At 32.9% G+C, this 24244-nt stretch carries 27 protein-coding genes; 6 read left to right on the forward strand and 21 right to left on the reverse strand.

Features of this window, described 5'->3' with window-relative positions; genetic code table 11:
* The first annotated feature begins 177 nt into the window (after positions 1-177).
* Positions 178-948, forward strand: a complete 771-nt coding sequence (locus ACE94K_RS20305; protein WP_378176822.1) for a phosphatase PAP2 family protein — start codon at positions 178-180, stop codon at positions 946-948.
* 9 nt (positions 949-957) lie between these two features.
* On the opposite strand, the gene ACE94K_RS20310 is transcribed toward ACE94K_RS20305, so the two are convergent.
* Positions 958-1470 (reverse strand): DinB family protein, encoded by a 513-nt coding sequence (locus tag ACE94K_RS20310; RefSeq protein WP_378176824.1) that lies wholly within the window; start codon positions 1468-1470, stop codon positions 958-960.
* A gap of 553 nt (positions 1471-2023) precedes the next feature.
* Between ACE94K_RS20310 and ACE94K_RS20315 the strand changes: the two genes are divergently transcribed.
* Complete coding sequence (locus ACE94K_RS20315) at positions 2024-2389, forward strand: hypothetical protein (RefSeq protein WP_378176826.1); 366 nt, start codon at positions 2024-2026, stop codon at positions 2387-2389.
* A gap of 61 nt (positions 2390-2450) precedes the next feature.
* Here ACE94K_RS20315 and ACE94K_RS20320 read toward each other — a convergent pair whose 3' ends face one another.
* Together ACE94K_RS20320 and ACE94K_RS20325 are read right to left on the reverse strand one after the other, a co-directional pair.
* Positions 2451-3101: a hypothetical protein gene (locus ACE94K_RS20320; RefSeq protein WP_378176828.1), complete on the reverse strand. Its 651-nt coding sequence runs from the start codon at positions 3099-3101 to the stop codon at positions 2451-2453.
* 215 nt (positions 3102-3316) lie between these two features.
* Complete coding sequence (locus ACE94K_RS20325; RefSeq protein WP_378176830.1) at positions 3317-4213, reverse strand: glycoside hydrolase; 897 nt, start codon at positions 4211-4213, stop codon at positions 3317-3319.
* Between the two features lie 555 nt (positions 4214-4768).
* On the opposite strand from ACE94K_RS20325, the gene ACE94K_RS20330 reads away from it, so the two are divergent.
* From ACE94K_RS20330 to ACE94K_RS20340, 3 genes are all read left to right on the forward strand, one after another.
* Positions 4769-4903: a hypothetical protein gene (locus tag ACE94K_RS20330; protein ID WP_378176832.1), complete on the forward strand. Its 135-nt coding sequence runs from the start codon at positions 4769-4771 to the stop codon at positions 4901-4903.
* A 12-nt stretch (positions 4904-4915) separates the two neighbouring features.
* Entirely contained in the window at positions 4916-5272 is a 357-nt protein-coding gene (locus ACE94K_RS20335) for an SPFH domain-containing protein (RefSeq protein ID WP_378184330.1), read from the forward strand.
* Between the two features lie 286 nt (positions 5273-5558).
* On the forward strand, positions 5559-6644 hold the full coding sequence (locus ACE94K_RS20340) for an acyloxyacyl hydrolase (RefSeq protein ID WP_378176834.1): 1086 nt from the start codon (positions 5559-5561) through the stop codon (positions 6642-6644).
* A gap of 10 nt (positions 6645-6654) precedes the next feature.
* Here the strand turns inward: ACE94K_RS20340 and ACE94K_RS20345 are convergent, their stop codons facing one another.
* From ACE94K_RS20345 to ACE94K_RS20355, 3 genes are read right to left on the reverse strand one after another with little or no spacing between them, the layout of a single operon-like run.
* Positions 6655-7263, reverse strand: a complete 609-nt coding sequence (locus ACE94K_RS20345; protein WP_378176836.1) for a hypothetical protein — start codon at positions 7261-7263, stop codon at positions 6655-6657.
* On the reverse strand, positions 7256-7750 hold the full coding sequence (locus ACE94K_RS20350; RefSeq protein ID WP_378176838.1) for an RNA polymerase sigma factor: 495 nt from the start codon (positions 7748-7750) through the stop codon (positions 7256-7258). The genes ACE94K_RS20345 and ACE94K_RS20350 overlap by 8 nt, the downstream gene beginning before the upstream one ends.
* Positions 7743-8588 carry an alpha/beta fold hydrolase gene (locus tag ACE94K_RS20355; RefSeq protein ID WP_378176840.1) on the reverse strand — a complete coding sequence of 282 codons (846 nt, stop codon included), beginning with the start codon at positions 8586-8588 and terminating at the stop codon, positions 7743-7745. The genes ACE94K_RS20350 and ACE94K_RS20355 overlap by 8 nt, the downstream gene beginning before the upstream one ends.
* A 240-nt stretch (positions 8589-8828) precedes the next feature.
* Between ACE94K_RS20355 and ACE94K_RS20360 the strand changes: the two genes are divergently transcribed.
* Positions 8829-9761 carry a hypothetical protein gene (locus ACE94K_RS20360; RefSeq protein WP_378176842.1) on the forward strand — a complete coding sequence of 311 codons (933 nt, stop codon included), beginning with the start codon at positions 8829-8831 and terminating at the stop codon, positions 9759-9761.
* Between the two features lie 38 nt (positions 9762-9799).
* On the opposite strand, the gene ACE94K_RS20365 is transcribed toward ACE94K_RS20360, so the two are convergent.
* From ACE94K_RS20365 to ACE94K_RS20435, 15 genes are all read right to left on the reverse strand, one after another.
* Entirely contained in the window at positions 9800-11077 is a 1278-nt protein-coding gene (locus tag ACE94K_RS20365; RefSeq protein WP_378176844.1) for an RNA polymerase sigma factor, read from the reverse strand.
* A 12-nt stretch (positions 11078-11089) separates the two neighbouring features.
* Positions 11090-11431 carry a YciI family protein gene (locus tag ACE94K_RS20370; RefSeq protein WP_378176846.1) on the reverse strand — a complete coding sequence of 114 codons (342 nt, stop codon included), beginning with the start codon at positions 11429-11431 and terminating at the stop codon, positions 11090-11092.
* Between the two features lie 18 nt (positions 11432-11449).
* Entirely contained in the window at positions 11450-11797 is a 348-nt protein-coding gene (locus ACE94K_RS20375) for a YciI family protein (protein ID WP_378176848.1), read from the reverse strand.
* A 76-nt stretch (positions 11798-11873) separates the two neighbouring features.
* Complete coding sequence (locus ACE94K_RS20380; RefSeq protein WP_378176850.1) at positions 11874-13085, reverse strand: DUF3999 family protein; 1212 nt, start codon at positions 13083-13085, stop codon at positions 11874-11876.
* Positions 13086-13089: 4 nt separating this feature from the next.
* Positions 13090-15414 carry a DUF2339 domain-containing protein gene (locus ACE94K_RS20385; protein WP_378176852.1) on the reverse strand — a complete coding sequence of 775 codons (2325 nt, stop codon included), beginning with the start codon at positions 15412-15414 and terminating at the stop codon, positions 13090-13092.
* A gap of 215 nt (positions 15415-15629) precedes the next feature.
* Positions 15630-16391: a hypothetical protein gene (locus ACE94K_RS20390; protein ID WP_378176854.1), complete on the reverse strand. Its 762-nt coding sequence runs from the start codon at positions 16389-16391 to the stop codon at positions 15630-15632.
* Positions 16388-17152, reverse strand: a complete 765-nt coding sequence (locus ACE94K_RS20395) for a YARHG domain-containing protein (protein WP_378176856.1) — start codon at positions 17150-17152, stop codon at positions 16388-16390. The genes ACE94K_RS20390 and ACE94K_RS20395 overlap by 4 nt, the downstream gene beginning before the upstream one ends.
* A gap of 144 nt (positions 17153-17296) precedes the next feature.
* Entirely contained in the window at positions 17297-18538 is a 1242-nt protein-coding gene (locus ACE94K_RS20400) for a DUF3570 domain-containing protein (protein WP_378184332.1), read from the reverse strand.
* A 60-nt stretch (positions 18539-18598) separates the two neighbouring features.
* Positions 18599-18808: a DUF4266 domain-containing protein gene (locus ACE94K_RS20405; RefSeq protein WP_378176858.1), complete on the reverse strand. Its 210-nt coding sequence runs from the start codon at positions 18806-18808 to the stop codon at positions 18599-18601.
* 57 nt (positions 18809-18865) lie between these two features.
* Positions 18866-19771 carry an FAD:protein FMN transferase gene (locus tag ACE94K_RS20410; RefSeq protein WP_378184334.1) on the reverse strand — a complete coding sequence of 302 codons (906 nt, stop codon included), beginning with the start codon at positions 19769-19771 and terminating at the stop codon, positions 18866-18868.
* A gap of 76 nt (positions 19772-19847) precedes the next feature.
* Positions 19848-20288, reverse strand: a complete 441-nt coding sequence (locus ACE94K_RS20415) for a thioredoxin family protein (protein WP_378176859.1) — start codon at positions 20286-20288, stop codon at positions 19848-19850.
* Between the two features lie 475 nt (positions 20289-20763).
* A complete protein-coding gene (locus ACE94K_RS20420; RefSeq protein WP_378176861.1) occupies positions 20764-21270 on the reverse strand; it encodes a ferritin in 507 nt (168 codons plus the stop codon).
* 245 nt (positions 21271-21515) lie between these two features.
* Positions 21516-22022 (reverse strand): cupin domain-containing protein, encoded by a 507-nt coding sequence (locus tag ACE94K_RS20425; RefSeq protein ID WP_378176863.1) that lies wholly within the window; start codon positions 22020-22022, stop codon positions 21516-21518.
* A gap of 73 nt (positions 22023-22095) precedes the next feature.
* Positions 22096-23289, reverse strand: coding sequence for an ADP-forming succinate--CoA ligase subunit beta (sucC, locus tag ACE94K_RS20430; RefSeq protein WP_378176865.1), 1194 nt, complete (start codon positions 23287-23289; stop codon positions 22096-22098).
* Between the two features lie 155 nt (positions 23290-23444).
* Positions 23445-24080, reverse strand: a complete 636-nt coding sequence (locus ACE94K_RS20435) for an LON peptidase substrate-binding domain-containing protein (protein ID WP_378176867.1) — start codon at positions 24078-24080, stop codon at positions 23445-23447.
* Positions 24081-24244: the final 164 nt, after the last annotated feature.

Raw genomic sequence — 24244 nt, forward strand, 5'->3', positions numbered from 1 at the left:
CAAAAACTAAGTGAACCACCCTTAAACACTAGTTTTAAGCTTCTTGCAAAAAAATTACGTAATAATTTTTAAAAAATCCGTTCATAAGATATCTTTTAATTTAACATTTTTTTAATATTTAAATAGTATATTTCGGAATGGTTGATCCCAAATCACCTACGCAAAAAAGAATAACCTATGAAAATTAGTATTAGCCTGCTATTGATATGTCTTTGTATCAATATTACAAATGCCCAGTTTACAGAATCACCCCTAGCTAAAGATCAGCTTAAAAACACTAAACAGACTGAACGTAAGAAACCCAAAAAGAATTTATTTTCAAAAAGGGTGGTGCCCATAACTTTAATTGCGTCAGGAATTCTTTTGTCTACTAGTGATTTTGAAAAATCCTTACAAAAAGATATTCGAAGTTCTGTAGGGAATGATTTTTATCTTGGCATTGACGATTATACACGATATGCTCCAATCCTGCAGATGTATGCTGCTGATATTTTTGGTGTGAAATCCAGAAATCATTGGTTTGATCAAACTAAAAACCTTTTGATATCATCATTAGTAACAAGTGCCGCAACAACATTTTTGAAGAAAGAAGTTGGTAAACCTAGACCCGGAGATCCTACCCAGCTTAACTCTTTTCCTTCCGGACATACTTCTATGGCTTTTGTCTCTGCTGCGGTATTGTACGAAGAGTTTATCGATACAAGTCCTCTTTTAGCCTATAGTGGATATCTATTTGCCGTGACCACCGGTAGTTTACGAATGATGAATAACAAGCATTACCTCTCTGATGTTTTGGTTGGAGCAGGTATTGGTATCCTTACTACGAGATTGGTATATCATTATGAACACCTTATATCTTGGAATCCTTTTAAAAACTCAGAAGATATTGCCTTTGCTCCTCATTTTACAGGAGATAGTGTCGGGTTGTATTTTTCTAAATCTTTTTAAATTTAGTTATTACCAACCACCAGCATACGAAAAATCTTCTCCTGAAGTATATTTCAAATAATCCAGCTTTAAATTTGTGATTTGCTTAAAATGAAGATAATCGTGAGCTAACCAATTAGCAAGAAATTGTTGAGCAGTCATCTTACCTAAATCAGGATGTACTGATATATTGTTCCAACCTGAAGTTCCTAAAGAATATAACCAATTTAGAGATGCTCTTCGTTCTTCTAAAAAATTATTTAAGACTATATCATATTCTTGTTGGATATACTCTCGGTCTTTAACCCATCCTTCTGGATCAATAGGTATAAACTCTTGATTAGGAGTCTCAAGTAAATGCTTTGTTCTTTTTCTGAAATCCTCCCGCTCTTCATCATAAAGATGACAAACGATCTCCAATAGACACCAGCGACCGGGTTTATCTTTCCAACTATATGCTTCTTTGGAGATACCTTGTAATAATTGTTTGAAAATCTGTTCATTTCTTGATAGCTCCTCTATTATTTTTTTATGATTCATCATTATATTTAATATATCATTTCTAAATTCTTTTGTTAACCAACAATATAGCATAAAATGATAATTGCAAAAGAAAAACAAGTTCATAATACTAGGTGGTCAATTTACTTCTACATTTCTTTCTAAAGGACACAATCAATCTAACATAAAGAATCATAGCACAAAGGGTAACAAACCCCTTAAAAAATCAGTTATTTGCCTCTTTACGTATATAGTAGTATTACTTACTTTTGATAAACAATATTGAAATTCTTATAAATATTTGAGTTAGCCAAAATTCAGTATACGGAATAAACAAAAAGCCTAAAAAATTACAACGCCAAAAACTCTCTCTTTGAATATGGGCCAGTCAGAACCGAGGGTAATAAAAAAACTAGATAAATGTAATTGTATACATTTCTGACAACAGTGGAAGTATTCAAAACTATGTGGTTATTGTTTTTTAGGCTTTTTTGTAAAATTGAATTTCAAAAAAAATTAAAAATTCTTTATACCAAATCTTTTCTTTTACAGCCTACTTGCCTGATATTTATTTAAAAACTAAAACTGCATCCTCATGTGCACTATACATTTTAAAAGAATTATAAGTTTTCTTGTTGTACTTGTTATTTCATTTCTTTGGATTAGCTGCGGGAAAGAAAAATGCCCGAAACCGGATGCAGAAAATATGACAGCAACCATCACCATAGCCGCCGGAGGATTGGCAATCAACGGTACTGAGGGATCTGTAAAACCGGTGGCTACTGTAATCATTACAGACGCTGCAGGAATATCTACTACAGTAACTGCAAATAATGACGGAAGCTTTTTTGCTCCATTTGGTCAATCCAATGCCAGAATCGGAGATGTATTATCAATCACTCAAAAAACTAATAACTGTGCAGAAAGTGATAGCACAGATCTGACTATACAGCGACCTTAATAACCAGCCGCAAAAGGGTTAGCAAATATTTGATACTATTTCTAACCCTTTTTAAAATCATTTAGTTATTGTAGGGATTCAATATATTAATAGATTCATGTCCCTGTTCTCTTTTAAGCTGCTCTTTATTAAAACTTCCTTCAAATTCATTCGAATAAAGATTTTTAATGGCTAAATCCTTAGTCACTCCTATGTGTAAATTAAATCTAAATTTGGATTTAATTTTTCCTTCCATACAAGGAGCGGTGAAATCCCAATATTCATTTGGTTTTATATATACCGAATGATAACTATTACCACACGAACTGCTTGGTAGATATTCAACATCTTGCCATTCATTTTTATAATAAACTTGTCTAACCACAGAAATTCTGCTGTCCTGAGCTGATAATAGATATATAGAATCGGTACTATTTATCAGAAATACTTTGAACCCTTTCACTCCATCCCTAAATTCAACTATAGAGTCCGTTTTAACAACTAATTGAAGATCTGAATTATTTCCAATTTTTCTGATAAATTGATCATTTTTTTTTGGTCTATTACTTGCTTCATAAAAACCTCCAGGAGCTTCTGTATCGATTATACCACTTCCTGCATAAAAATATCCTCGAAGTTTATATGGTACATCAAGACAATTCAATTCCTGACCATTGGCATACGCAAAGCATATGAATAACAAAGAAGCCAGTATACTATTTTTTACATCCATGGTCTTTAAATTTTACTCCAAAACTATCTATTCATGTGCTTTATAAAAACCATAATTTGTTAAACCTTATTTTGACTTAGTTATGCATGTAGTTTATTTAGTTAACGTACTGTATAACTATTTTGTTTTAGACTCGACTCTTTCAAAAATGTAAAATAAAAAACCGTTTCGAAACAATAACGAAACGGTTTTTTTGTTTTAACTGCATTATTATCTTAGATACTTCTCTTATCTAATCTTACATAATCTACATACATATAAGTATTCCAGAAAATATTTATTCTAGAATTATCAAAAATACCAGTATCTGAACCTACATTTAAATTAAATATGATATTGTGATCTCTAAAATTCTCAAGCTTTAGATCGTTATCCACACTATTCGTGTAATTTGCAACACGGCTACCATCCACATATATTTGTACGGTCACGTTCCCGTTACTATTGATCCATCTTTGTTGATACGTATGCCATCCTTCGCTAACACTGTAACCTCTTTCTGCATTTGTACCTAACTGATTTTGCAAATAGTTCTCACCATAAAACAAGTTACTGGCAAATCTTGCAGAATTACCAAAAGAATATCCCTCCATAATATCAATTTCTCCACGAGTAGGCCAGGTATTTGCTCTTTCATTAACAGTCCAGAATGCAGGCCAAGCTCCATAGGTCTCAGCAAATCCTTTATAATTATTCCCTTCTTTTGCAAGTAGTTTAATCCTAGCGGTTAATCTGTATTCTTCATTTCTTGCCGGATGAAAATCAAAATTAGATTTCACGTGACCAGATTCGTAAGAATTACTACCTGACTTATAAGCTTGCAGACGTAAGCAACTACGACCATCAAGACTAGCTATTTCAGCATTCCAATTTTTATAAGTACAACGACTAGAATTATAATCTGCTCTATTATGCGTTCTCTCCCATTTATTCAAATTGCCATTAGCGTTAAAGTTATCAGTAAATTGCCTACTCCAAGGTCCTTTTGCACTTATTAATTCATCTTTATTTTCCAGATCATCAGAAATTTCTTCAACTATGGCATCTTCAGTCTCACAAGAAAATACCAAGCATATGAATAAAAGCCCTAAAAATTTGACAAGTGTTCTCATAATATTAGATTTAGTTAACAATATGATACCAAATTAATAAGCTAATTGACGCTTTGATAAAAAAACTGATTAAAAAATATTAAAACCGTTATAATAATGTTATTTTTTTAACAAATCAAAAATGCAGAAGATGCTTTAACCTTTGACTATATATGGCATTACAAAAAATTTGCTTACGCAAACGTTTTCGTAATTTCCCTAGGATTTTTTTTATTAATTTTTTAAAACATAAGAAAAATTTAAGATGTTTTAACATTAAAAATACTCAAAATCAAGCTCATATCTAATTCTATATTCTAAGAAAAAGACAAATACATCTTTTCTTTACTTAGTAAACAATCAGTTTTCTTACATCAAAAGTCTGCTACATACTATGATTGATTCTTTGCCCTCCTTTCTATTTTTTGTGACTTTAGAAGAACCTCTAAAACAAAACGAAAGTCTTTTACTTTCTTTTTATGTTACATTTTTTGGATCTTAAAAAGCCAACCTTTCCTCCTTAATGATTTAGCACTTTTTAAAAATTGTAAAAACTTAATTTAAAACACAAATCAAATGAACTCAATAAAAATTGCCGGCACTATATTCATTTTTTTATTTGCCGGAATCCGAATCGTTTTCGAATATAAAAGAGCATTAAAATTCCGTTTTGGAAAATGTATCAAAATCCTAGAACCAGGTTTTAGATGAATCATCCCGATCATAGAAACTATTCAAGTGGTAGATATTCGTGTAATTACGATAAATATCATCTCTCAGGAAGTAATGACAGAAGATAATGTACCTTGTAGTATTGATGGTGTAGTCTTTTTTAAAATTAATGATCCAGAAGAAGCAGAGGAATACAAGTTTGCCATTTCTCAACTATCGCAAGCCGCTTTAAGAGATGTTTGTGGTAAAGTGGAACTGGATACAATTTTATCAAAACGTGAGGAAATGGGAAAGAATATAAAAAATATTGTAGAGCAAGAAACCAAAGAATGGGGTATTGAAATCATGGATGTAAAAATAAAGGATATTCAGTTACCTGAAAATATGCGTAGGATGATGGCTAATTAGGCAGAAGCAGAACGGTCCAGAAGAGCGAGAATCATTTTAGCACTTGCAGAAGAACAAGCCGCCGGTAAGTTATTAGAAGCCGGTAAACTAATAGATAAATCTCTCTCGGCGATAAAATTAAGATGATATCAAACCTTGTCAAATATTGCAGCAGCGAAGAATTCTACTATGATTTTTCCATTTCCGGAAGAGGTATTAAGCAGAAGAACCAAAGAAACTAAATAATCTTGTGCTGGCCTTGTTTAACTCATTATAATTTTCAGTACTTTAATAAGCTACTGATTTTATGATGAAAAAGATTTTAGGATTTTCAATATTGCTATTTACCAGTAGTTTTGTTTGTGCACAAAACAATCCCAGGTTTTACGGTGTAAAATCTCATTATGGTTTTATAATTGCACATTCGCCAGAATTAAAACCTATTTCCCAAACAAATCCCTATGGAATACAATTGGATTACAGTTGGTTAAAGACCAGTGATAAAGCCTGGAAAACCTGTTTTTGTTATGGCAGATCTGGTTTCTCGTTTGCCTATTTTAATTATGCCAATCGTGATGTATTAGGGAGTTCTTACAACTTGATTTATTTCGTAGAACCTTATTTTACGTATCAAGGCCCCTTAAAATTTTCTTTAAGAGGTTCGATCGGAGCCACCTATCTCACCAAAAAATTTGATGAAGAAACAAATCCAGAAAACGTACTTTTTAGTACAAATTTTAGCTTCTTTCTAGCTTTATCCCTTCATCTCAATTATCAGATCAATACTGATTATTCTATCAATCTTTCTGCTAATTACAACCACATTTCTAATGGAGGACAAAAACAGCCTAATAAAGGAATGAATTTCCCAACACTTTCTTTAGGTGTGGACAAAGTAATTAATAACACACAATTAAAAAGAAAACCAAAATCTTTAAGGTCTTACGATACATCTTTAGATTATTACACCGGAGCATTTGCAAGTCTTAGATCCTCAGATAGAGAAGCCGAAGCCACCAATCATCTTTTGATTGGATTAATGGGTGGAATTCTGAAACCTGTCTCTGGTATCAATGGACTAAATGCTGGTATTGAGTTGTGGTATGATTATTCTGATCGAGAAATAGCACGACAACAAGAAATCAGTGATTCAGCTTTTTCTTCTGCCATTACGGCCGGACATCACTTTTCTATTGGTAACTTTTATTTCTTACAGCAATTTGGATTCTATATCACTCGCCCAAAAAACATTCAAAAGAATTGGTTATATCAACGATATTCTTTTTGGTATAGCCTAGGTTCATCAAAACGCTGGACTCTTGGTGCTTCTTTAATTGCCTATGGCAAAGTTGCCGATCATATGGATGGCCGACTCATTTATATCATCAACTAAACTTTTGAGACTAGACCATATCCTGAGGCAATGTCATATTCTTTTTTAATTCAATAATTTCTTTCAAAATTCTTATTTCCTTTTTAATATTTTTCCGAATTGAAATGAAAGGAAAAATAGCTCCTACAACATAAGAAACGTCGATCAAAATCATTTTCCAGGTACTAAAATACAAGCTAAACTCTGGTGTTATCATATAAAAACCCACTGTATACAAACCCAAAATCACAAGAGTTATCGGTCCGTGAATGTTTTTTCTATAATTATAAAAAGTAATAGTATCACTAGTCGTTTGCAAAGCGTGATCCGTCAAGTTGATTGCTTTTGCCCTGGAAACACTGATGAGTTCAATAATAATTCTTACTAATAATCCTCCTAACATTAGTCCTACTCCAACTCTACTTAAAAGATGTTCTACAGGAGCAACGAAATAAAAAAATGCGATAATCCCTATCAAAACTATGAATAAAACAAGAATGTTTCCATAATGAAAACGGGTAGTCCAGGTTTTCTTTTTTCTGATGGATAATAAAATCTCTTCGATATCTTGCGATTCTTCCTCGATACTGCTTTTATCTTTTTGCCATTGATTTTGCAATGCTTCAAATTCGTTACTCATGATCTAATATTTTTTTTAGTCTTTTTTTAATTCGATGTATCTTAACCCTTACATTGGTTGGCTTTACTCCCATTACCTCTGAGATTGTATCATAATCTTGTCCATCCAACACCATCATAATCAGCAATCTGTCTACTTCTTCTAATGCTCCGATTGCACTATACAAAGTATGATTCTGATCCGAAATGGATTCTTGGGGTTCTTCGCTAACTACGTATTCTAATTTTTCTATAGATACTTTTTTCTTGTTTTTTTCTTTTCTGATAAATTGCAAACAAGTATTTACGGTAATACGATACACCCAGGTTTTATAAGTAGATTTTCCTTCAAAGCTATCCATGGCATTCCAAATATTTATAAATACTTCTTGAGATAAATCTTTAGCCATATCTGTATCTCCTTTCATATAACCCATACACATTTGTAATACCATAGCATAACATTGATGATATATCATTTGAAAAAGTTCTTGATTCTGTTTACTCATTTATTAGAAAAGTATTTACTTTTTTATAGAACAGTTCTGGTTGATCAAACATAATAAAATGCTTGCTATCTGCTATCATGTCAATGGTTTTGTTAGACAAGGCTGCATATTGTTTTTCATAATTTGTTTTTGCCATTTCTATTGTTGGAAAAGCTGCTCCAAGGATTAAAGTTTCTGCCGTCACCTTATCTAATACCTTTCTTAAATCTAATTTCAAAAGATCTGTATACCCATAAACATACGTCTCGCGATCAGCTTTTAAAATCCAATCCATTAAAATGTTTACTTTTTCTTTTTTATTTGTCATATTTTGAGCCATCATCATCGCTGTTTGTTTAAACTGAGAATCGTTCATAGCTAACATCTGTTTATTATAGGGACTTTCATACTGAATCTGGCTCTCTGGAACACCTGGCATCATTAATTCTCTCATACAAGGGATCGAATCAACCAGAACCAGTTTTTTTATCGTATTTGGTAACGCAGCGGCAAGATCTACAGCTAGATTTCCTCCCATGCTGTGTCCGATAATTACTAAATTCGTAAATTTCTTATCGTTAATATACCGTATCAATTCTTTCTTAATAGTATCATACCAAGGCATCGCAATAGGTGCATTACCGTCAAATCCTGCGTAAGAGACTAGGTGATTCTCTGTGTCCTTTTTTAAATGTGTTACTGTTTCATCCCAAACAGATCCGGGATTTGTAAAGCCTGGTAAAAATAAAACCGGATTTCCGGTTCCTGATACTTCTACAGAAATTGCAGGAGCCTGAGCCTGGCTAAATACTAATTGAAAAAATGCAAATAATACGAGTGTAATCTTAAAATTTTTCATGATATTTTGTTTTTGATTTCCCCTTTGATGCAAAAGATCATGAATTGTTACACCTGTACCCAAAAAAAAACACAAAAAGATTACACACAGGCAAAAAAAGGTAACAAAATGGTATTGTTTTTGATCTTAAAACAAGATAAAATCTCTTAACAACAATAACTATTTGAAAAGCAATTAAAATAGCTTAACTTTAGATATCACCGAGGGAAAGATATTACACAAATTGAACGCACCAACATCATGAGAAACACTCGATTTTTAGTTATACTCGTATTACTTTTTTCTGCGGTAATGCAAGGACAATCACCTATTGAAGGAGGATATATTCAACTTAGCCAAGAAGATTATAATGACCTTTCAAAGACCAATCAGGAAAATGAATTGGATGGTAAGTATTACGTAAGGGAATTTAAAGACGATAAACTAGTGGGTATCCATAAAATTGAATATCGGAAAGGAAAAAAAGAGGGAGAGTGGTTGCATTTTTTGATTTTTAGAAAAAAAGGAACATTGGATTTATCTACAATAGAAAATTATGAAAATGGTCAAAGGAATGGATATTACTATAACTCTGACAACGGTTTTACTTTTACGGAAGAAGGATATTATGAAAAAGGTGAAAAGGAAGGCCTTTGGAATGTAACTAAAAGTGGTTCTAAAGAGAAAATAAATTATAAAAACGGAAAGAAACACGGCGATTATTGGAGACAAGACGCTTCTGGTGTAATCGTAAAAGGAGCCTATAAAAAAGGAGAAAAACTTGATAACTGGACCATTGAAGATCTTGCCGGCAATACTAAAACAGCATCAGAAGGTAATAATCCCATTGCTACAGGCACTGCTACAACTATACCAAGCAAGCAAACCCTGGAGGGCACGGTTCAAAAACCCGACGGATCTATCGTACCCATTGCGGTTGTAAAATTACAGCTCTCAGAGACTTCTTGTGCATATGCTTTTACGGATTATGACGGCAAGTTTAGTATAGAAATTGATAGTAATAAAATCTCATCAGATAGTTATTTTGAAATCGTTATCGACAAGTTTCCTAAGAAAATAGTTCCCTTTTCAGATTTTTCCAATCAGGATACTTTTATACTTGAAAAAGGAAGAAAAAAAGTGAGTTACGATGAATATCGTAGTTATTATGAATCCATGAAGGATTGTCAGTAATTAGTAATTTAGAAAACGGCCTAATATGAATAATCGATTCAATTTAGAATTTTCTCTATTTTTTTAAGTAATAGATTTTTCTCTATTTTAGAATCTGTAAGTCCTATAGCCTCTTTATAATATGCTACTGCATCTTTTGGCTTTACTAAATGTTCATGAATTTCTCCTAAAATAGCATAGTATAGATAGTATTTTTTTAGTGATTTATGATTTTTTATTCGTTGCATCATTCGTAAGGCTTCTTTTGGCCCGTACAGTTCCAATATCACTAAACATCTATTTAAAAAAACAACAGGATCCCAATTTATTTTTAATAATAAATCATAATATCCAAGTATAGCTTTCCAATTAGTGGTTTTGTAACTTTTTGCTATACAATGTTCATAAGCAATGGCTGCTTCTAAATGATATGTAGATAGTGATCCGCCAAAAGCCGATTGATTTAGATAATGATACCCTTGAGATATTAATTCTTCATTCCAGGAACTTCTATCCTGATTGGATAAAAGTATCAGTTCTTCTTTTTCATTGATACGGCTATCCACTCGTGCAGTATGAAAAAGCATTAAAGCCATTAAAGCATATACTTCTGGGAGTTTTGTACGTTTATGATCCAGTAAAGAATGACATAACCACATTGCCTGAAAAATTAAATCTTTTCGGATCAACTGATCATCGTGTGTGGCATTATATCCTTCATTGAATAACAAGTAAATAGTACTTAACACCACTTTGGTTTTATCTGTCATCTGATTTGGCAAAGGTATTTTAGGACGTATTTTACGCTTTCTAAAATATTCTTTGGTACGATATAATCGTTTAGATATCGTATCTTCTGAAGTAATAAAAGCTTTCGCTACTTCTTTTGTGCTAAATCCACAGAGAGATTTTAGTATAAAGGTAATCTGATTCTCTGAGGAAATATCTGGATGACAACAGGCATACATCATTGCTAAAAACTCATCCTGAATGTATGGTTCTTTCCAGAAATTATCGATTGTGTTACTTAATGTATATTCTGAAGTTAAGAGTTTGCGTTCGGGATCTGAAAAATCAATAGTTTTACTATGCTTTTCTCTTCTTATAATATCGATAGCTTTGTTTCTGGCGGTTCTATATAACCAAGCTTTTGGGTTATCAGGAACCCCTCTAAATTTCCAGGTTTCTAAAGCACTTACCAAAGCATCCTGTACCACATCTTCGGCCATTTGCATATTCTCGATACCAAAAATTTTAATCAAAACAGCTACCATCTTTCCGGATTCTTGCCTGAAAAGATGGTTTAGCGTATGATCGATATGGTCTTTTGATTTCAATTGTTGCAAATATCACATGGGGGCAATTTCACGGATTTCTAAACTACAGTTGTACTCAAAACTTGGGCATCCTTTGGCAATATCTGTAGCGTGACCCAAAGAATCTGCTTTGATCAAAAGATATCCTCCCACCAATTCTTTACCTTCCGCAAAGGGGCGATCTGTAACTTTTCGTCCTCCTTCTGTCATTGTATTTCCTTCATTGACCAGAGGCTGTCCGCCTACTAAGTTATTTTCTTTTGCCAATCTACCCATCCATTCCTGCCAATGTTCCATATGTTTCTGCATGTCGTTGGGAGATACAGTATTGTATTTTTCCTGTCCACCTCTGATAAGTATTAAAAACTCTTTCATCTTATTTATTGTTTTTAATTAAGCCTCATCTGGCCAAATCTCTCTTACCTCTACAGAAGATTCCCATTCTAATCCCGGACATCCTTTTGCCATTTCGGTTGCCTCTTCCATGGATTCTGCTTTTACAATAATATAGCCTCCTACTATTTCTTTTGCTTCTACAAGAAATCTGTCGGTAACCTTTGTTCCACCTGGATGAATCGTATTAACCGCAGGATAAAGACGTTCTCCTCCAACATATTTTTCTTGTTCAGAAAATTTCCCGATCCACTGCATCCACTTTTCCATATGTGCATTTTGCTCTTCTGCAGATTTAGCTTCCCAAACTTCGTCTCCTCCCTTAAAAAGGAACATAAATTGTTTCATAATCATATTTATTTATGGTTTATATAGTTCTATGACGAATCTGTTCAAAAGATTTGGACAATCTTTTTGATAAAAATTATTTTTTTTTCATCATCATAAGGGTAAAACCACCTAATAACAAAATAACAACTCCCATTACGGCCCACAACCAAACTTTATTTTTAATGAGAGGTTCCACAATTTCTTTCGGGCTTTTCGGAATATTTTCTTCTGCTCCTAATCTAACTTTTGTCAATTTTTCAGGAACTACTTTTGTTACATATCGCAGATCATAAGAAGGTTTTAATACATTTTTATTACCATAGATCAGAAAATAATCAGCAGGAGTAGTAAATCTCACGAGCAATTCGTGGCTAAATCCCTTTACCTCTATCGCTTCAATGTCCAATGCTTCATTGTCTTGATTATCGATGGTTAATCTCAGTCTATTTGTTATAATACTTCGGAAATTGAATTCATTTTTCTCAAAAGAATTTAAGATTCCTGAAGTAATATTTCTATAATCATATCTCCATCCATTATCTTTCTGTATACTATCCTGTAAATATTCAATTCTAAATGATCTATAATAATCAAAATTGTTTTTGATATTTACTTTAAGATAACTAACGGGAACATGATTATCTAATTCAATGTCTATTACGGTTCGTTTGCTTTGTTTTTCTTCTTGGGTATTTACTGATTTAATATTGTATATTTTATAATTCCCTTTTACCTCTTCTTTAAGGGTCACTTGCGCGCTATTTATTTGTGGAGCATCACTACCTTTTACAAAAACTCTATAATACTGATATTTAGAATTTGGAAAGTTAATTGTTGTAAAATCATAAGTAGCAGACTCATTTTGGATAGATAAAATCCGATAATTATCCACAATAGTAAACCAATTGTCTAAATTCTGACTTCCTTCTAAAGCAAGTAGTCGGTCAAAGTTCATTTCCTGAAAAAACAATCTAATTTGATTGATCGTTTGATCTATAGGCACTTTGAAAGTCACAAAAGTACCCTGAGTATTCTTAGATCTGTTGATCATTTCAAAATCAATTTTCTTACTGTAGTTTTTTGGTTGATTTTGTTTTAGAAGAAAAGGAGCTTCTATGGTATCAATTTCTTTAGTAATTCCAAAAATTCTGATATCTGAAAAATCCGAAGATATTTTTTTAAAAATTTCATCAGGTAATTCAACGACGTGCCAATTATCTGTTATCCCTGATAACGGTCTTTTATAATCATATGTATTCATCTGTCCATATATCGATGAACAGATCAGGAATAATCCCAAAATCATTGTTTTACTCTTTAACCTCATCAGTAATAATATGTTTGTACTTATTATATAAGAATGAAATAATCAATAATAGTAATCCTAAAGAAACAAATACGATAGTCTTAGAAATCGTATTAAGATGTGCTATATCATATAGGAAAAGTTTGATTAAAGTGATTCCGAAAAGCACAAAAGCTATGATTCTAATATGCTTTATCTTTTTCCAAAACCCAACAACAATCAATACTAATGAATACACGCCCCAGAGTATGCTTAATCCAAGTTTGTCTGAAGAAATATACCCTGCCATATCTAACCAATGAATAAGTTCACTGCTTAGGATCCAAATGGCAGCAATTTGTAATATTACATCGAAAACTATTTTAAAACTATCTTTCAAAAATTGCTGTCTTACATATTTATAACACAGAACTAATAATAGTGAACAAAAAACCAGAGAAATATATCGAATACCAATATAATAAAAACCAGCCTCTCCGGATTCCAGAAGTGTTGGATCTAAATAAAACTCTCGTAATGTACTTAAGGTATAGAGACCTGCGGTCAGGAAAATGAATAAAGCCAATAAATTAAGTGCCATATTGATATACCCGAAAACTATATTTTTAATTTTAGTGATATTTACAAAGGATATAACAGATAAGAAAATAAGCGTATAATTAACTAACCAAATTGCCTTAAATTCCCTTTTATCGAATTCCATAATTTCCCAATAATCCGATATTTCCAGAAAAAAGGCAACGTAAAGAATAAACAAAAACATTCCGGAAATCCATAAAGAAATCAAGTGAAACCAAGTATTGTACTTAGGCCAGGGAAATGGATTTTCTTTGCTTGTATGAAGATATAGAACATATCCAAAAGACGCTGCACATAGCAAAGAAGTAAGCATCGTACTATTAAAGAATGGCGTTACTGAAATTTCCGAAGTTCCTAAGCCGTACAAATACTCGCCATAATACATCCACCAATCCTGAAGCAGGCTAAAAAATGTGAGCGCAATTATCGGGTATGCAATCTTTTCATAGATTGATACTTTTTTGGTTCTGCCAATCCAAAACAATAGCGATGCTTCTGCAGCCCATAACAGTGTTACCCAATTTCCATCTAATTGAACAGGAAAAGCAATGCTAATAAAAACCAAAACCATCCCTGATGTAAAGTAAAACAAATTACGATCCGCTAATTTTAATCGATAAATATAGACACTTACACCAAAATGGATCACAGCATTTACTAAAGTAAACACACCCAGCAAATGTTCTCCTGTGGGATGATTATTTAGTATGGAAAATCCTATTCCATAAAAAACAAAAGCATTCATCAACTGAAGCAAAACATCTCCGGTTCCAAACTTCTCCTTCCTTTGAAGTTTATAAGCCAGAAAAATACTATAAAAGGTAATAAAAAACAGAAATAAGAAGGTAGATGCTAATATAAAATGTTCATCCGTTTCATATCGGATTGCATACCAACTGAAATAAATTAGCCAAGTAAGAATAAATGAGGAATAATATAATGGTTTCCAATATTTTTTTAGTGACAGCATTAAAATCCCAATATTGATGATAGACATATAACTAAATAAAACTCCTACTTGACCGGATCCATCACTCAATAAAAAAGGAACAGCATATGCGCCAACTAATCCGATATGAGCAATCACTTGTTTGTTGTATTGTATAGCTGCAAAAACAGTAAAAATGGTAAACATAACCATCAAGCCAAACGCTATTACCTGTGGAAAAAGATCGTACAAACTATAAGCAAGAAAAGTAATGAAATATAAAATCGCCATTGCTCCACTGACCAACACAGCACTAAAATTCTCATACTTTTTCTTTAGTTTCATTCCTACGGTAATCAAACCAATTCCTGTAAGGTATCCCAGAATTATTCTAGTTAATGGACTGATTAGATCATTATCAATAGAATATTTCCCTCCAATAGCAACTCCAATAATTAGTATGATGACTCCAATTTTACTGATAAGGTTCTCACCAATAAATTTTTCTATATTGGATTTAGATTTGGGTTTTGGTTTAGGAACTTGTTTTAGGAGTGGTTTAGAATCAGACACCACAGGTTGTTTTTGCAAAGCCGGTTCAAAAGTTTTGGCAATATCTTCCTGGTTTTTTGAAGGTGGTTCTGCAACAGGCGAAACTATTTTCTCATCTGTAATTACTTTTTCTCTTGATTCTCCGATATTTTTTAGACGGATAATTTCCTGCTTGAGTTCTAATATTTCTCTATAAAAAACTTCTTGTTTTTTTGAAAGAATCTCCACTTTCTGAAGAAGTTCATTCACATACTCTTTATTGTCAGCCATTGTTGTTTAGGTATAAAATGAATACGACAAACAGGTATTCATCACAGAAATATAGGCAAAAAAGAGCATTGCAACAGTGCAAAAAACAACTTCTGCCTTTTACTATTCAAAAATACCACTAAAAGAAATAGATTTATCCCCTGAAAAAAGGGAATTACATAAGTGGTTTGTAGTAACTTAAAACCAAGAATCTAAATTTTGAGAACTATAAAAACCTAAAAACCGGTCGTAAATAGATTTCTAGCCCCTCGAATACCACATTTTTGGTATTTATGATAAGATTGCGCAGCTCTTTCATCTATTTGTTTACCGGATTCTCCTATAAGCCAACCATCTATAGCCGCTTTTAAAGTATAGGCTTCAGGCGCCATCAAGTGAGTGGTCCAAAGAACTGGATTTGCCTTTGCTTTGCTAATTTCTGGAGAAAAAAAGGCCTTACTGTAACAAGCCAGGATCATAACATCACGAGTAGTGGACACACTATTTTCGTAAGTTATATCCACACCAAAATCCATTAAACCATCGTGTCCAACATACGCCAACAAATCTGATGCTCCACCAAAACCTAAGGTCTTCTCTTTTTCTGTTATTTGTAAAGGAATCTGACCATTAGATGCTTTCAAAAAATCTTCAATACTAGTTTTAATTTTAGCACCGTCATAGGCATCAGCTAGTATATAAACATCTTTTGTGGCATGTTTAAATAACATTCTTTCTAAGATATTTTTATTTTCAGATGGAATATTTTTTACAAGTCGCCAATCTTTGGTTTTAACTTTAAAAAACGTTTTAACACCATAACCTGCTCCCCAATACAAATTATTTTTTGGATCCTGACCATTTCCGATCTTTTCAGGAACAGGAACAATCCCTTGGTTTACATTATCACACAATGCAACGAAAATGTGAATAGTTTTTGTCTGGCCAAAGGAAATCATAGAAAAATATAAGCTAATCAGTAGGGTTATTACCTTCATTGTTTCATACTTAAAATTACTTCAATATTCTTCTTCTCGATTTCTGTTAGTTTATGAACCGCATCAGTATCTGATGGAATATACCACGTTTTTGATTCAAAATAATCCTGCCATTTTTTCTTAGTAAACACATACCCGTGAGAAGCGAAAATCTCATTCTTGATTACATCTAGCTCGTCCATAGTTCTATCATCCAGCTCTTCTTTTGAAAAAACTCTATGTGAAAAAATATAATTTTCGCGTTCGATAGCTTTGAAATCGGAATACGGCTTGGAAAAACTACCGTCATCTTTGATAGGTTGAAACTCTAACCATACTTTCTCACCAATTTGTTTACCACCTCCTAAACAATCTAGTTTTGTTCTGATTTCCTTAAAAACCAATAAGTTTTCGGCAATAAAAACAGCTGCTCTTTTATCATCAAAAGAACAATCTGCCATTGTCCGTTCAAACGCTATAGTATCTATCCTTTCTCCTATCTTGTTAAACGAAGTGAGAGAAGATTGTTCGCAACTGCCACCCATATTACATCCTAATATAGTTGAAAAAATAATATAGTCAGCTGCCTTGACAATTATTGCCCCTGTTAGCAAGCCATTAGCCCTTTCTGTTGATTTAAAATCAAAATATTTTAACGCAAGATCTTCTGGAATCTGTTTTCTGGATTGAGTAAACAAGGATTGAAGTTTTTCAAAATCACTTTCCTGCGCATTGGAAAATAAAGAAAAAAAAATAGTTAAGAAAACCACATATCTAATCATAGAATCGTTTTGTTATATGTAATATGTAGGCTATTAAATTATGTTTGGGAAGAAGTACAAAGCTAAAAAAGATTCTTTAATAGTAAAGAGGTTTTTCGTTTTTTGAAATCAAAAACAATTTACACAATCGGTATAAGTCAATTCTTAATCCATAATAAAATTAAAACCCCCAGATACAATACTGGCACTAAGCCCTGTGCTTCGTTCATACTGATTAAAACGAAGGTCTATAGCTTTCAGACCAAACTTCCATATATGAAAATTAGCAAAAATATCAGTATAACTTACACCGAATCCATATTGATTGGCATCAAAATCGGATAAATCATAATCAGAAGTATAAAATTCCTGAGTGGAGAGGTGTTGATTAAATGGAGCAAAGTAATCTGCCGTTGTCTGTGTATAATATCGATAACTGGGATATAGCGTAAATCTATCCGTGATTTTTATAGGTATTTCTATACTCGCAGTATGAGAATTAACTCCCCAATCATCTGTATAGTATCTATAAAAGGTGCGCACCACAAATATCTCATTTACGTAATAATGTAATCTGCCTCCTGCTGCTATTTTAAATCGTGAATCTGGCAATCGCTCTATATCATCACCATAAGTAAATTGCTGAACCACAACATCTTCGATATCAGAAAATTGTACTCGTTGAAAAGGAGTAGATAACAATCCCTCCTGCCGCACGAAATCCAAAACTAATGAAGCTTGCAACTTCTTAGTGAGAATTTGAGAAAAACCAAATCCCAACGAATATGAATTACGGGATTCATCAGAGTGTGGGACAAAGTTTGGATTATCTCGAAGTTCTGATGGATAAATAGCATTCCAGGTATCAAGAAAGATATTCGCATTGACACTTAATTCTGTATTTTTTTCATTGAATAGCTTGGTATAACTTCCTCCAAAACCAAAAGAAAAATAATCGTATTCGTTTGATAAAGAAACATTAGCAGCCCAGATATTATCTCTATCGTCACTGCTATGACTATAAGAACCGGAAAAAGTTGCTAACACATCTTTTCCGGATGCACCAGAAGATGCTACAAAAGGATCTGCAGGCCCATCCCCATCAAAAGGATTTACATTGCTGGAAGAGGCAGATGTGTATGCCGATATTCCTGCATCTATAGTTAGTACATCATCATCATTTAATGGAATGGAAACCACAATTGTCGGAGTGATATCAGTCAACTCTTCTGTACCAATTCCACCTGTTACTGCAGCATTATTTCCTTCCTGAGTGTAATAACTCATTAAAAAATCTATTTCTGTGGATTCAAGAACTCTTTTTTTAAAAGCACGAATTGAGTCTTGCTGCTTTTCTTGAGCAAATAATGTGATCGTCGAAATCAATACCAATAGTAAAAATTTTATTTTCAAAAGCCTGAATTGTTCTGTGTCATATATTATTATTTTAAAACTTTTAGGTATGTATTAGTTACAACCGCAACCACCTCCTGTTTTTCCTCCATTAGCACCGGCAGCAGATTCTCGATATACTTGAAAATTTGTTTCGAAGCGTTCGATCTTCTTAGAAGCTAGTTGCATATCCGGGTCGTTAATATTTACTTTTTCATATTCTTTTACCGAAGCGCAAGAACCAAAAAAAGTGGATATCACAATACTCATTATTATTTTTTTCATCTTCTGTTTTATTGTTTAAAGATCCATCACAAATCTATTTATATAATCTAGACTTTATTATTTCTTATCGATTTTTATATAATCAGAGGTATGTATATTTCCATTTTCATCGATAATTATACATTCAACACCTTTTAACTGATTTATTCTATTAATTCCTACCTCTTTTCCCATAACAAATATAGAGGTTGCCAGTGCATCAGCTAATTCAGCTTTTGGAGCAAAAACTGTTACACTTAAGATTCCACTAGAAGGATAGCCAGTTCGCGGGTCAATGATATGAGTATAGCGAACATTATCAAAAACCACATACTTTTGATAATTACCAGAAGTGACTACTGCTCCATTAATAACGGGTAATAAAGCAAAAGCATTATTTTTATTTAAAGGATTGGTAATGGCCACCTTCCAATCACTTCCGTCAGGTTGCTTACCCCAGGTATTCATATCTCCAGAAGCATTAATGATCCCGGCTTCTACTCCTTTATTCATTAGTAGCAACTTTGCTTTGTCGGCTGCATATCCTTTACCAATCGCTCCAAAACCAATCTTCATTCCTTTCTGTTTAAGAAACACAGTAGATTTTTTGACATCTAATAGAATATTTTCATATCCGACCTTAGATACAGATGCTTTTATTTCTTTTGCAGGTGGAATTTGTTTCATACTACCATCAAACTTCCATATTCTATCCATAGAAGCATAACTGATGTCGAATGCCCCATCCGTTAATTTTGAAATTTGGATAGCTCTCTTAATTAATTCTAAGAGTTCCTTATCTACTTTTACAGGCCTTATCCCGGCATTTTGATTAATTAAAGAAGTCTGCGAATTGGAATCCCATGACGAAATTAATCTTTCAATTCTAGTAATTTCTGAAATTGCTATGTTCATGTATTGATCAGCAGTAACATCATCTTTTGCAACCATTGTAATCTCAAAGTCGCTTCCCATTAATAACATGCCTCGCTTATAGATTTCTTGTGAAAAAGAAAAATTAAAGAAACAGTAAAGTAATAATGCAATATGTAATCTCAATCTATCGGATCATTTTATTTAATATCTCTATATATCCATCGGGTGTTACCTTTTTATAGCCTATTTCCCCAAGTTTTTTTCCTTCTTTATCCAAAAGTACCACCAATGGAAAACCACCACTTTTATTATAAGCTTCTGCAAGTAACGTATTTTGTTCTTGTAACTCCTTAGGTAATTGATTTTTCTTTTTCCTTGGAAAATCTGCTTTTACCAGAATATAATTCTCCTTGGCATATTGCAGAAATTTTTCAGTATTCAAGATTTGTCTTTCCAACTTTATACAGGGCGCACACCAGTCAGATCCGGCAAATACTAGAACTATATGCTTATTAGTATCAGAAGCATTTTTTTTAGCCTCATTAAAATCAGTTAACCACTCTTGTGCAGTCAATGAACCCAAACCCATTAACATCAGAATCATTATAAATATAATTTTTCTCATAGGATATACATACCTAATCATAACTATTAGAATAAATTATTAGTATTAAAAGCCATTGATAAAAATATGATTAACACAAATCATTAAATACGAGCACGATCACCAATTAAAAGTATAAAAATAATATGACAAGAAATAAAAGATATCACCATTGACAAAAAAGCGAATATATCTGAGACATATTCGCTTTTTTGTAATGAGACTATACTATTAAAAAATCCTCTTATAATTTAGGACATCTCTTACAATTTGATTTACCTTTTTTCTTGTATTTCTTACAACATTTTTTCTTCTTGCCGCCACAACTAACCTCGCAATTTAATGAAGCACACGGTGAATATAAGGAAGGTATATCTGAACTTTGCACTATAATATAATTTTTATTGAATCTAAATAAAGAGCAAAAATATAAAAAAAAGACTCTTGAAAAAAGAATCTTTTAGTTTTATTTAATGACTTATTAACAATAAGTTACCTATTCTTCTTGCGAGTTACTTATCTGAAAAGTGTTGATATCTCTATCAAACAAATAATGTCCTGATTTATCCTCACCTATAATTTTTAATTTATCTAGTAGTGTCCTTGCCACCGCTTCTTCTTCTAACTGTTCAGATACATACCACTGCATAAAATTATGCACATTATAATCTTTATGCTGCAAACATTGAAAAATAACATTATTAATCTGAGCGGTTACAAATTCTTCACTTTCCAGGAAAATTTCAAACAATTCTCTTAGCGATTCAAAATCATCTCTAGGTTTCTCTATCGCTGGAATTACTGCTTTACCATTTCTTTCATTAATAAACTTAACCAACTTAGTCATATGTACACGTTCCTCTTCAGATTGCGTATAAAAAAACTCGGCTATACCATTATATCCGTTTATATCTGCCCAACAAGCCATAGATAAATATTGTGCAGACGCTTTGGCTTCATATTTTATTTGATCATTTAATGATTTCTCTATTTCAGGTATCATAATTATTTAATTTCAGGTATTTATACTATACATTAAGTTTTTGCGAAGAACTTTCTTAGCAGATCTTTTTTAGGTGTCGCAAAGTTTATAATGATCTGTTTTGATTAACTAAAAATACGCAATTTTCCATCCATTCAATAGTTTTCATAGGGGTTTCGAGCTAATTTAAAACCAGACTATTTAATAATCAATTCTTTAAGATTTATCCGGCTTAATTTAGTTATGGAAACCTTAAAAAGATATGATCATTTACGAGTGAATTGAGAAATTATTTTTTTATGCTCAGGGTACGTATCAGATAAGCTTTCCTTTTCTGCCAGCTCAAAATCTTCAAAATCAAATCCAGGCGAAACCGTACATCCAACAAAAGAATATCTTTCTGCATCCTTAACACTAGACGCAAACCAACAACCAGCCGGAACGACTACTTGCGGAGTTTCTCCCTGATCCAGGTTCATTCCTACTGTGTGATTAATGTACTCTCCTTCTGTTGTAATCACGTGAACATATAATGAACTTCCTCCGTAAAAATGCCACATCTCATCTTGTTTAATACGATGAAAAGCTGAAAAATTATGTGAAGTAGGTAAAAAGTAAATCCCAGTACAATAATTACGATCTCCTGAGAATCCACCCTTTAGAACTTCTTTGGGAATTACACCATCACTTCTATATGTTTCTTTATAAAAGCCTCCTTCGGGATGTGGTTTCAAATGTAATTTATTAACTATTTCTTTAACCTTTTGGTCCATACTTTAGGTTTTAGTAAAAAAAGAAGCGACCCAATAGTGGATCGCTTCAGAATATTTTATTTAACTAGCGAAACTATGCTATTACTGCCTGTACTTTATCAGCAGCTTCCTGAAACTCTACAGCACTTTGCACATCCAATCCACTATTATCGATTAATTCTTTAGCGATATCTGCATTTGTTCCTTGTAAACGTACAATGATAGGAACGTTGATAGCGTCTCCCATATTTTTATATGCATCTACAACACCTTGAGCTACTCGATCACAACGAACGATTCCTCCAAAGATATTGATCAGTATTGCTTTTACATTAGGATCCTTCAAAATGATTCTAAAAGCTTCTTCTACACGTTTAGCATCCGCAGTTCCTCCTACATCTAAGAAGTTAGCAGGTTCTCCTCCAGCTTGCTTAATTAAATCCATTGTTGCCATCGCAAGACCTGCTCCATTTACCATACATCCCACATTTCCATCAAGGTCTACATAGTTAAGTCCAACTTCATTAGCTTCAACTTCAATAGGATTCTCTTCACGAATATCTCTCATATCGACATAATTCTTATGACGGTATAGTGCGTTATCATCTATAGTTACCTTTGCATCAACGGCCATGATCTTATCATCACTGGTTTTTAAAACAGGATTAATCTCAAATAAAGAAGAATCTGATTTTACATAAGCGGTATACAAAGCCATTACGAACTTGGTCATTTCTTTGAACGCTGTACCGCTCAAACCTAAGTTAAAAGCAACACGTCTGGCCTGAAATGGTAATAATCCAACAGCTGGATCAATTTCTTCTGTAAAAATTAAATGAGGAGTTTCTTCTGCAACTGTTTCGATATCCATCCCTCCTTCTGTAGAATACATAATCATATTACGACCCGTAGTACGATTTAATAATACAGACATATAAAATTCATCCGGTTCACTATCTCCAGGATAATATACATCTTCTGCAACCAATACCTGATGTACTTTTTTACCTTCGGCAGATGTCTGCGGAGTGATCAGGTTCATACCTATAATCTGTCCGGCAATTTCTTCTACTTCTTGAAGATTTTTTGCAAGTTTTACTCCACCACCTTTTCCGCGACCACCTGCATGTACTTGTGCTTTGATTACGTGCCATCCGGTACCTGTCTCTGCGGTTAATTGTTTTGCAGCAGCTACTGCTTCTTTTGCATTCTGTGCAACAATACCACGTTGGATACGCACACCAAAGCTATTTAATATCTCTTTACCCTGATATTCGTGTAAGTTCATAGTCTTATTTTTAACCTTTTGAATAGGAGTCCCAAAAATAGGAAAAGTGAAGTTACTGTGCCAATCTTTTCCGGTAAAAAAATCATTCATCAATGACCTGCTGCATAATTAAAAATTAGCAAACGTAATTATCTGAAAACTCAATGACGATACTCTTATAATGTAAAATCTTCGAAATCCAGCGGATCAAAATTCTTAAAATGCCCATTCATTTTAATTACTTCTTTAGCTCGATTCATTTCTCTAACAACCGGAATGGTTATTTTAAGATGACCAATAAGATAATTAAGCCGTTCTAATTCGCTACGCAGTTTTAATAAATGGTATTCCTGATGTAATGCCAATCCAACTTTATGTGCTACCTGATAGCTCACAAATGGAATATTAAAAACAGGAGGTTTTTCAATAGTCAGCTCTACGTATAGTATGGCGATATTCTTTAATAGTTCTTCCTGTAGTTCTTCTACTCCATTCTCACTATCTTCCAAATATTCAACCTCTCCGCCAGCATACAATTTACCAGGCATTTGCGGATAAAAACTTTTAATCCTAAAAACCTTGGTCCCTAAACAAACAACATCACTAGCGCCACTGGGGTATTTTTTTTCTACTTTTTGTAAAGTGACCTCTGTACCATATTCCAGTTTTTTATCAATATAAGTCGGAACACCGAACGAAATTCCTTCACTTTGGCAATCAGTAATTAATTGCTGATATCTTTCTTCAAAGATGTGCAGTGGCAGGCGTTCTCCTGGATATACCACCAGTTGTAAAGGAAAAAGTGCTAACATGTTTTTATTTTAAAAATACTAAATAATATGGCGACTATCTGTATAATATCTGTTCAAAAATGAAAAATTCGTTATTTGAAGCTCATTTTTTTCAGGTTTAAATAAATTTATACTAATTACGCGCCTCTTAGAGATAATCTATAGTAAAAATAGTAATTTCGTAT

The sequence above is a fragment of the Aquimarina besae genome (assembly GCF_042434905.1).
Lineage (GTDB): Bacteria > Bacteroidota > Bacteroidia > Flavobacteriales > Flavobacteriaceae > Aquimarina.

What these genes read in the sequence shown, in the direction of transcription:
- ACE94K_RS20305 (WP_378176822.1), top strand. Translation starts at nt 178, where the DNA reads ATGAAAATTAGTATTAGCCTGCTATTGATATGTCTTTGTATCAATATT.
- ACE94K_RS20310 (WP_378176824.1), bottom strand. Translation starts at nt 1,470, where the DNA reads ATGATGAATCATAAAAAAATAATAGAGGAGCTATCAAGAAATGAACAG.
- ACE94K_RS20315 (WP_378176826.1), top strand. Translation starts at nt 2,024, where the DNA reads ATGTGCACTATACATTTTAAAAGAATTATAAGTTTTCTTGTTGTACTT.
- ACE94K_RS20320 (WP_378176828.1), bottom strand. Translation starts at nt 3,101, where the DNA reads ATGGATGTAAAAAATAGTATACTGGCTTCTTTGTTATTCATATGCTTT.
- ACE94K_RS20325 (WP_378176830.1), bottom strand. Translation starts at nt 4,213, where the DNA reads ATGAGAACACTTGTCAAATTTTTAGGGCTTTTATTCATATGCTTGGTA.
- ACE94K_RS20330 (WP_378176832.1), top strand. Translation starts at nt 4,769, where the DNA reads ATGAACTCAATAAAAATTGCCGGCACTATATTCATTTTTTTATTTGCC.
- ACE94K_RS20340 (WP_378176834.1), top strand. Translation starts at nt 5,559, where the DNA reads ATGATGAAAAAGATTTTAGGATTTTCAATATTGCTATTTACCAGTAGT.
- ACE94K_RS20345 (WP_378176836.1), bottom strand. Translation starts at nt 7,263, where the DNA reads ATGAGTAACGAATTTGAAGCATTGCAAAATCAATGGCAAAAAGATAAA.
- ACE94K_RS20350 (WP_378176838.1), bottom strand. Translation starts at nt 7,750, where the DNA reads ATGAGTAAACAGAATCAAGAACTTTTTCAAATGATATATCATCAATGT.
- ACE94K_RS20355 (WP_378176840.1), bottom strand. Translation starts at nt 8,588, where the DNA reads ATGAAAAATTTTAAGATTACACTCGTATTATTTGCATTTTTTCAATTA.
- ACE94K_RS20360 (WP_378176842.1), top strand. Translation starts at nt 8,829, where the DNA reads ATGAGAAACACTCGATTTTTAGTTATACTCGTATTACTTTTTTCTGCG.
- ACE94K_RS20370 (WP_378176846.1), bottom strand. Translation starts at nt 11,431, where the DNA reads ATGAAAGAGTTTTTAATACTTATCAGAGGTGGACAGGAAAAATACAAT.
- ACE94K_RS20375 (WP_378176848.1), bottom strand. Translation starts at nt 11,797, where the DNA reads ATGAAACAATTTATGTTCCTTTTTAAGGGAGGAGACGAAGTTTGGGAA.
- ACE94K_RS20380 (WP_378176850.1), bottom strand. Translation starts at nt 13,085, where the DNA reads ATGATTTTGGGATTATTCCTGATCTGTTCATCGATATATGGACAGATG.
- ACE94K_RS20385 (WP_378176852.1), bottom strand. Translation starts at nt 15,414, where the DNA reads ATGGCTGACAATAAAGAGTATGTGAATGAACTTCTTCAGAAAGTGGAG.
- ACE94K_RS20390 (WP_378176854.1), bottom strand. Translation starts at nt 16,391, where the DNA reads ATGAAGGTAATAACCCTACTGATTAGCTTATATTTTTCTATGATTTCC.
- ACE94K_RS20395 (WP_378176856.1), bottom strand. Translation starts at nt 17,152, where the DNA reads ATGATTAGATATGTGGTTTTCTTAACTATTTTTTTTTCTTTATTTTCC.
- ACE94K_RS20405 (WP_378176858.1), bottom strand. Translation starts at nt 18,808, where the DNA reads ATGAAAAAAATAATAATGAGTATTGTGATATCCACTTTTTTTGGTTCT.
- ACE94K_RS20410 (WP_378184334.1), bottom strand. Translation starts at nt 19,771, where the DNA reads ATGTTATTAATGGGAAGCGACTTTGAGATTACAATGGTTGCAAAAGAT.
- ACE94K_RS20415 (WP_378176859.1), bottom strand. Translation starts at nt 20,288, where the DNA reads ATGAGAAAAATTATATTTATAATGATTCTGATGTTAATGGGTTTGGGT.
- ACE94K_RS20420 (WP_378176861.1), bottom strand. Translation starts at nt 21,270, where the DNA reads ATGATACCTGAAATAGAGAAATCATTAAATGATCAAATAAAATATGAA.
- ACE94K_RS20425 (WP_378176863.1), bottom strand. Translation starts at nt 22,022, where the DNA reads ATGGACCAAAAGGTTAAAGAAATAGTTAATAAATTACATTTGAAACCA.
- sucC (WP_378176865.1), bottom strand. Translation starts at nt 23,289, where the DNA reads ATGAACTTACACGAATATCAGGGTAAAGAGATATTAAATAGCTTTGGT.
- ACE94K_RS20435 (WP_378176867.1), bottom strand. Translation starts at nt 24,080, where the DNA reads ATGTTAGCACTTTTTCCTTTACAACTGGTGGTATATCCAGGAGAACGC.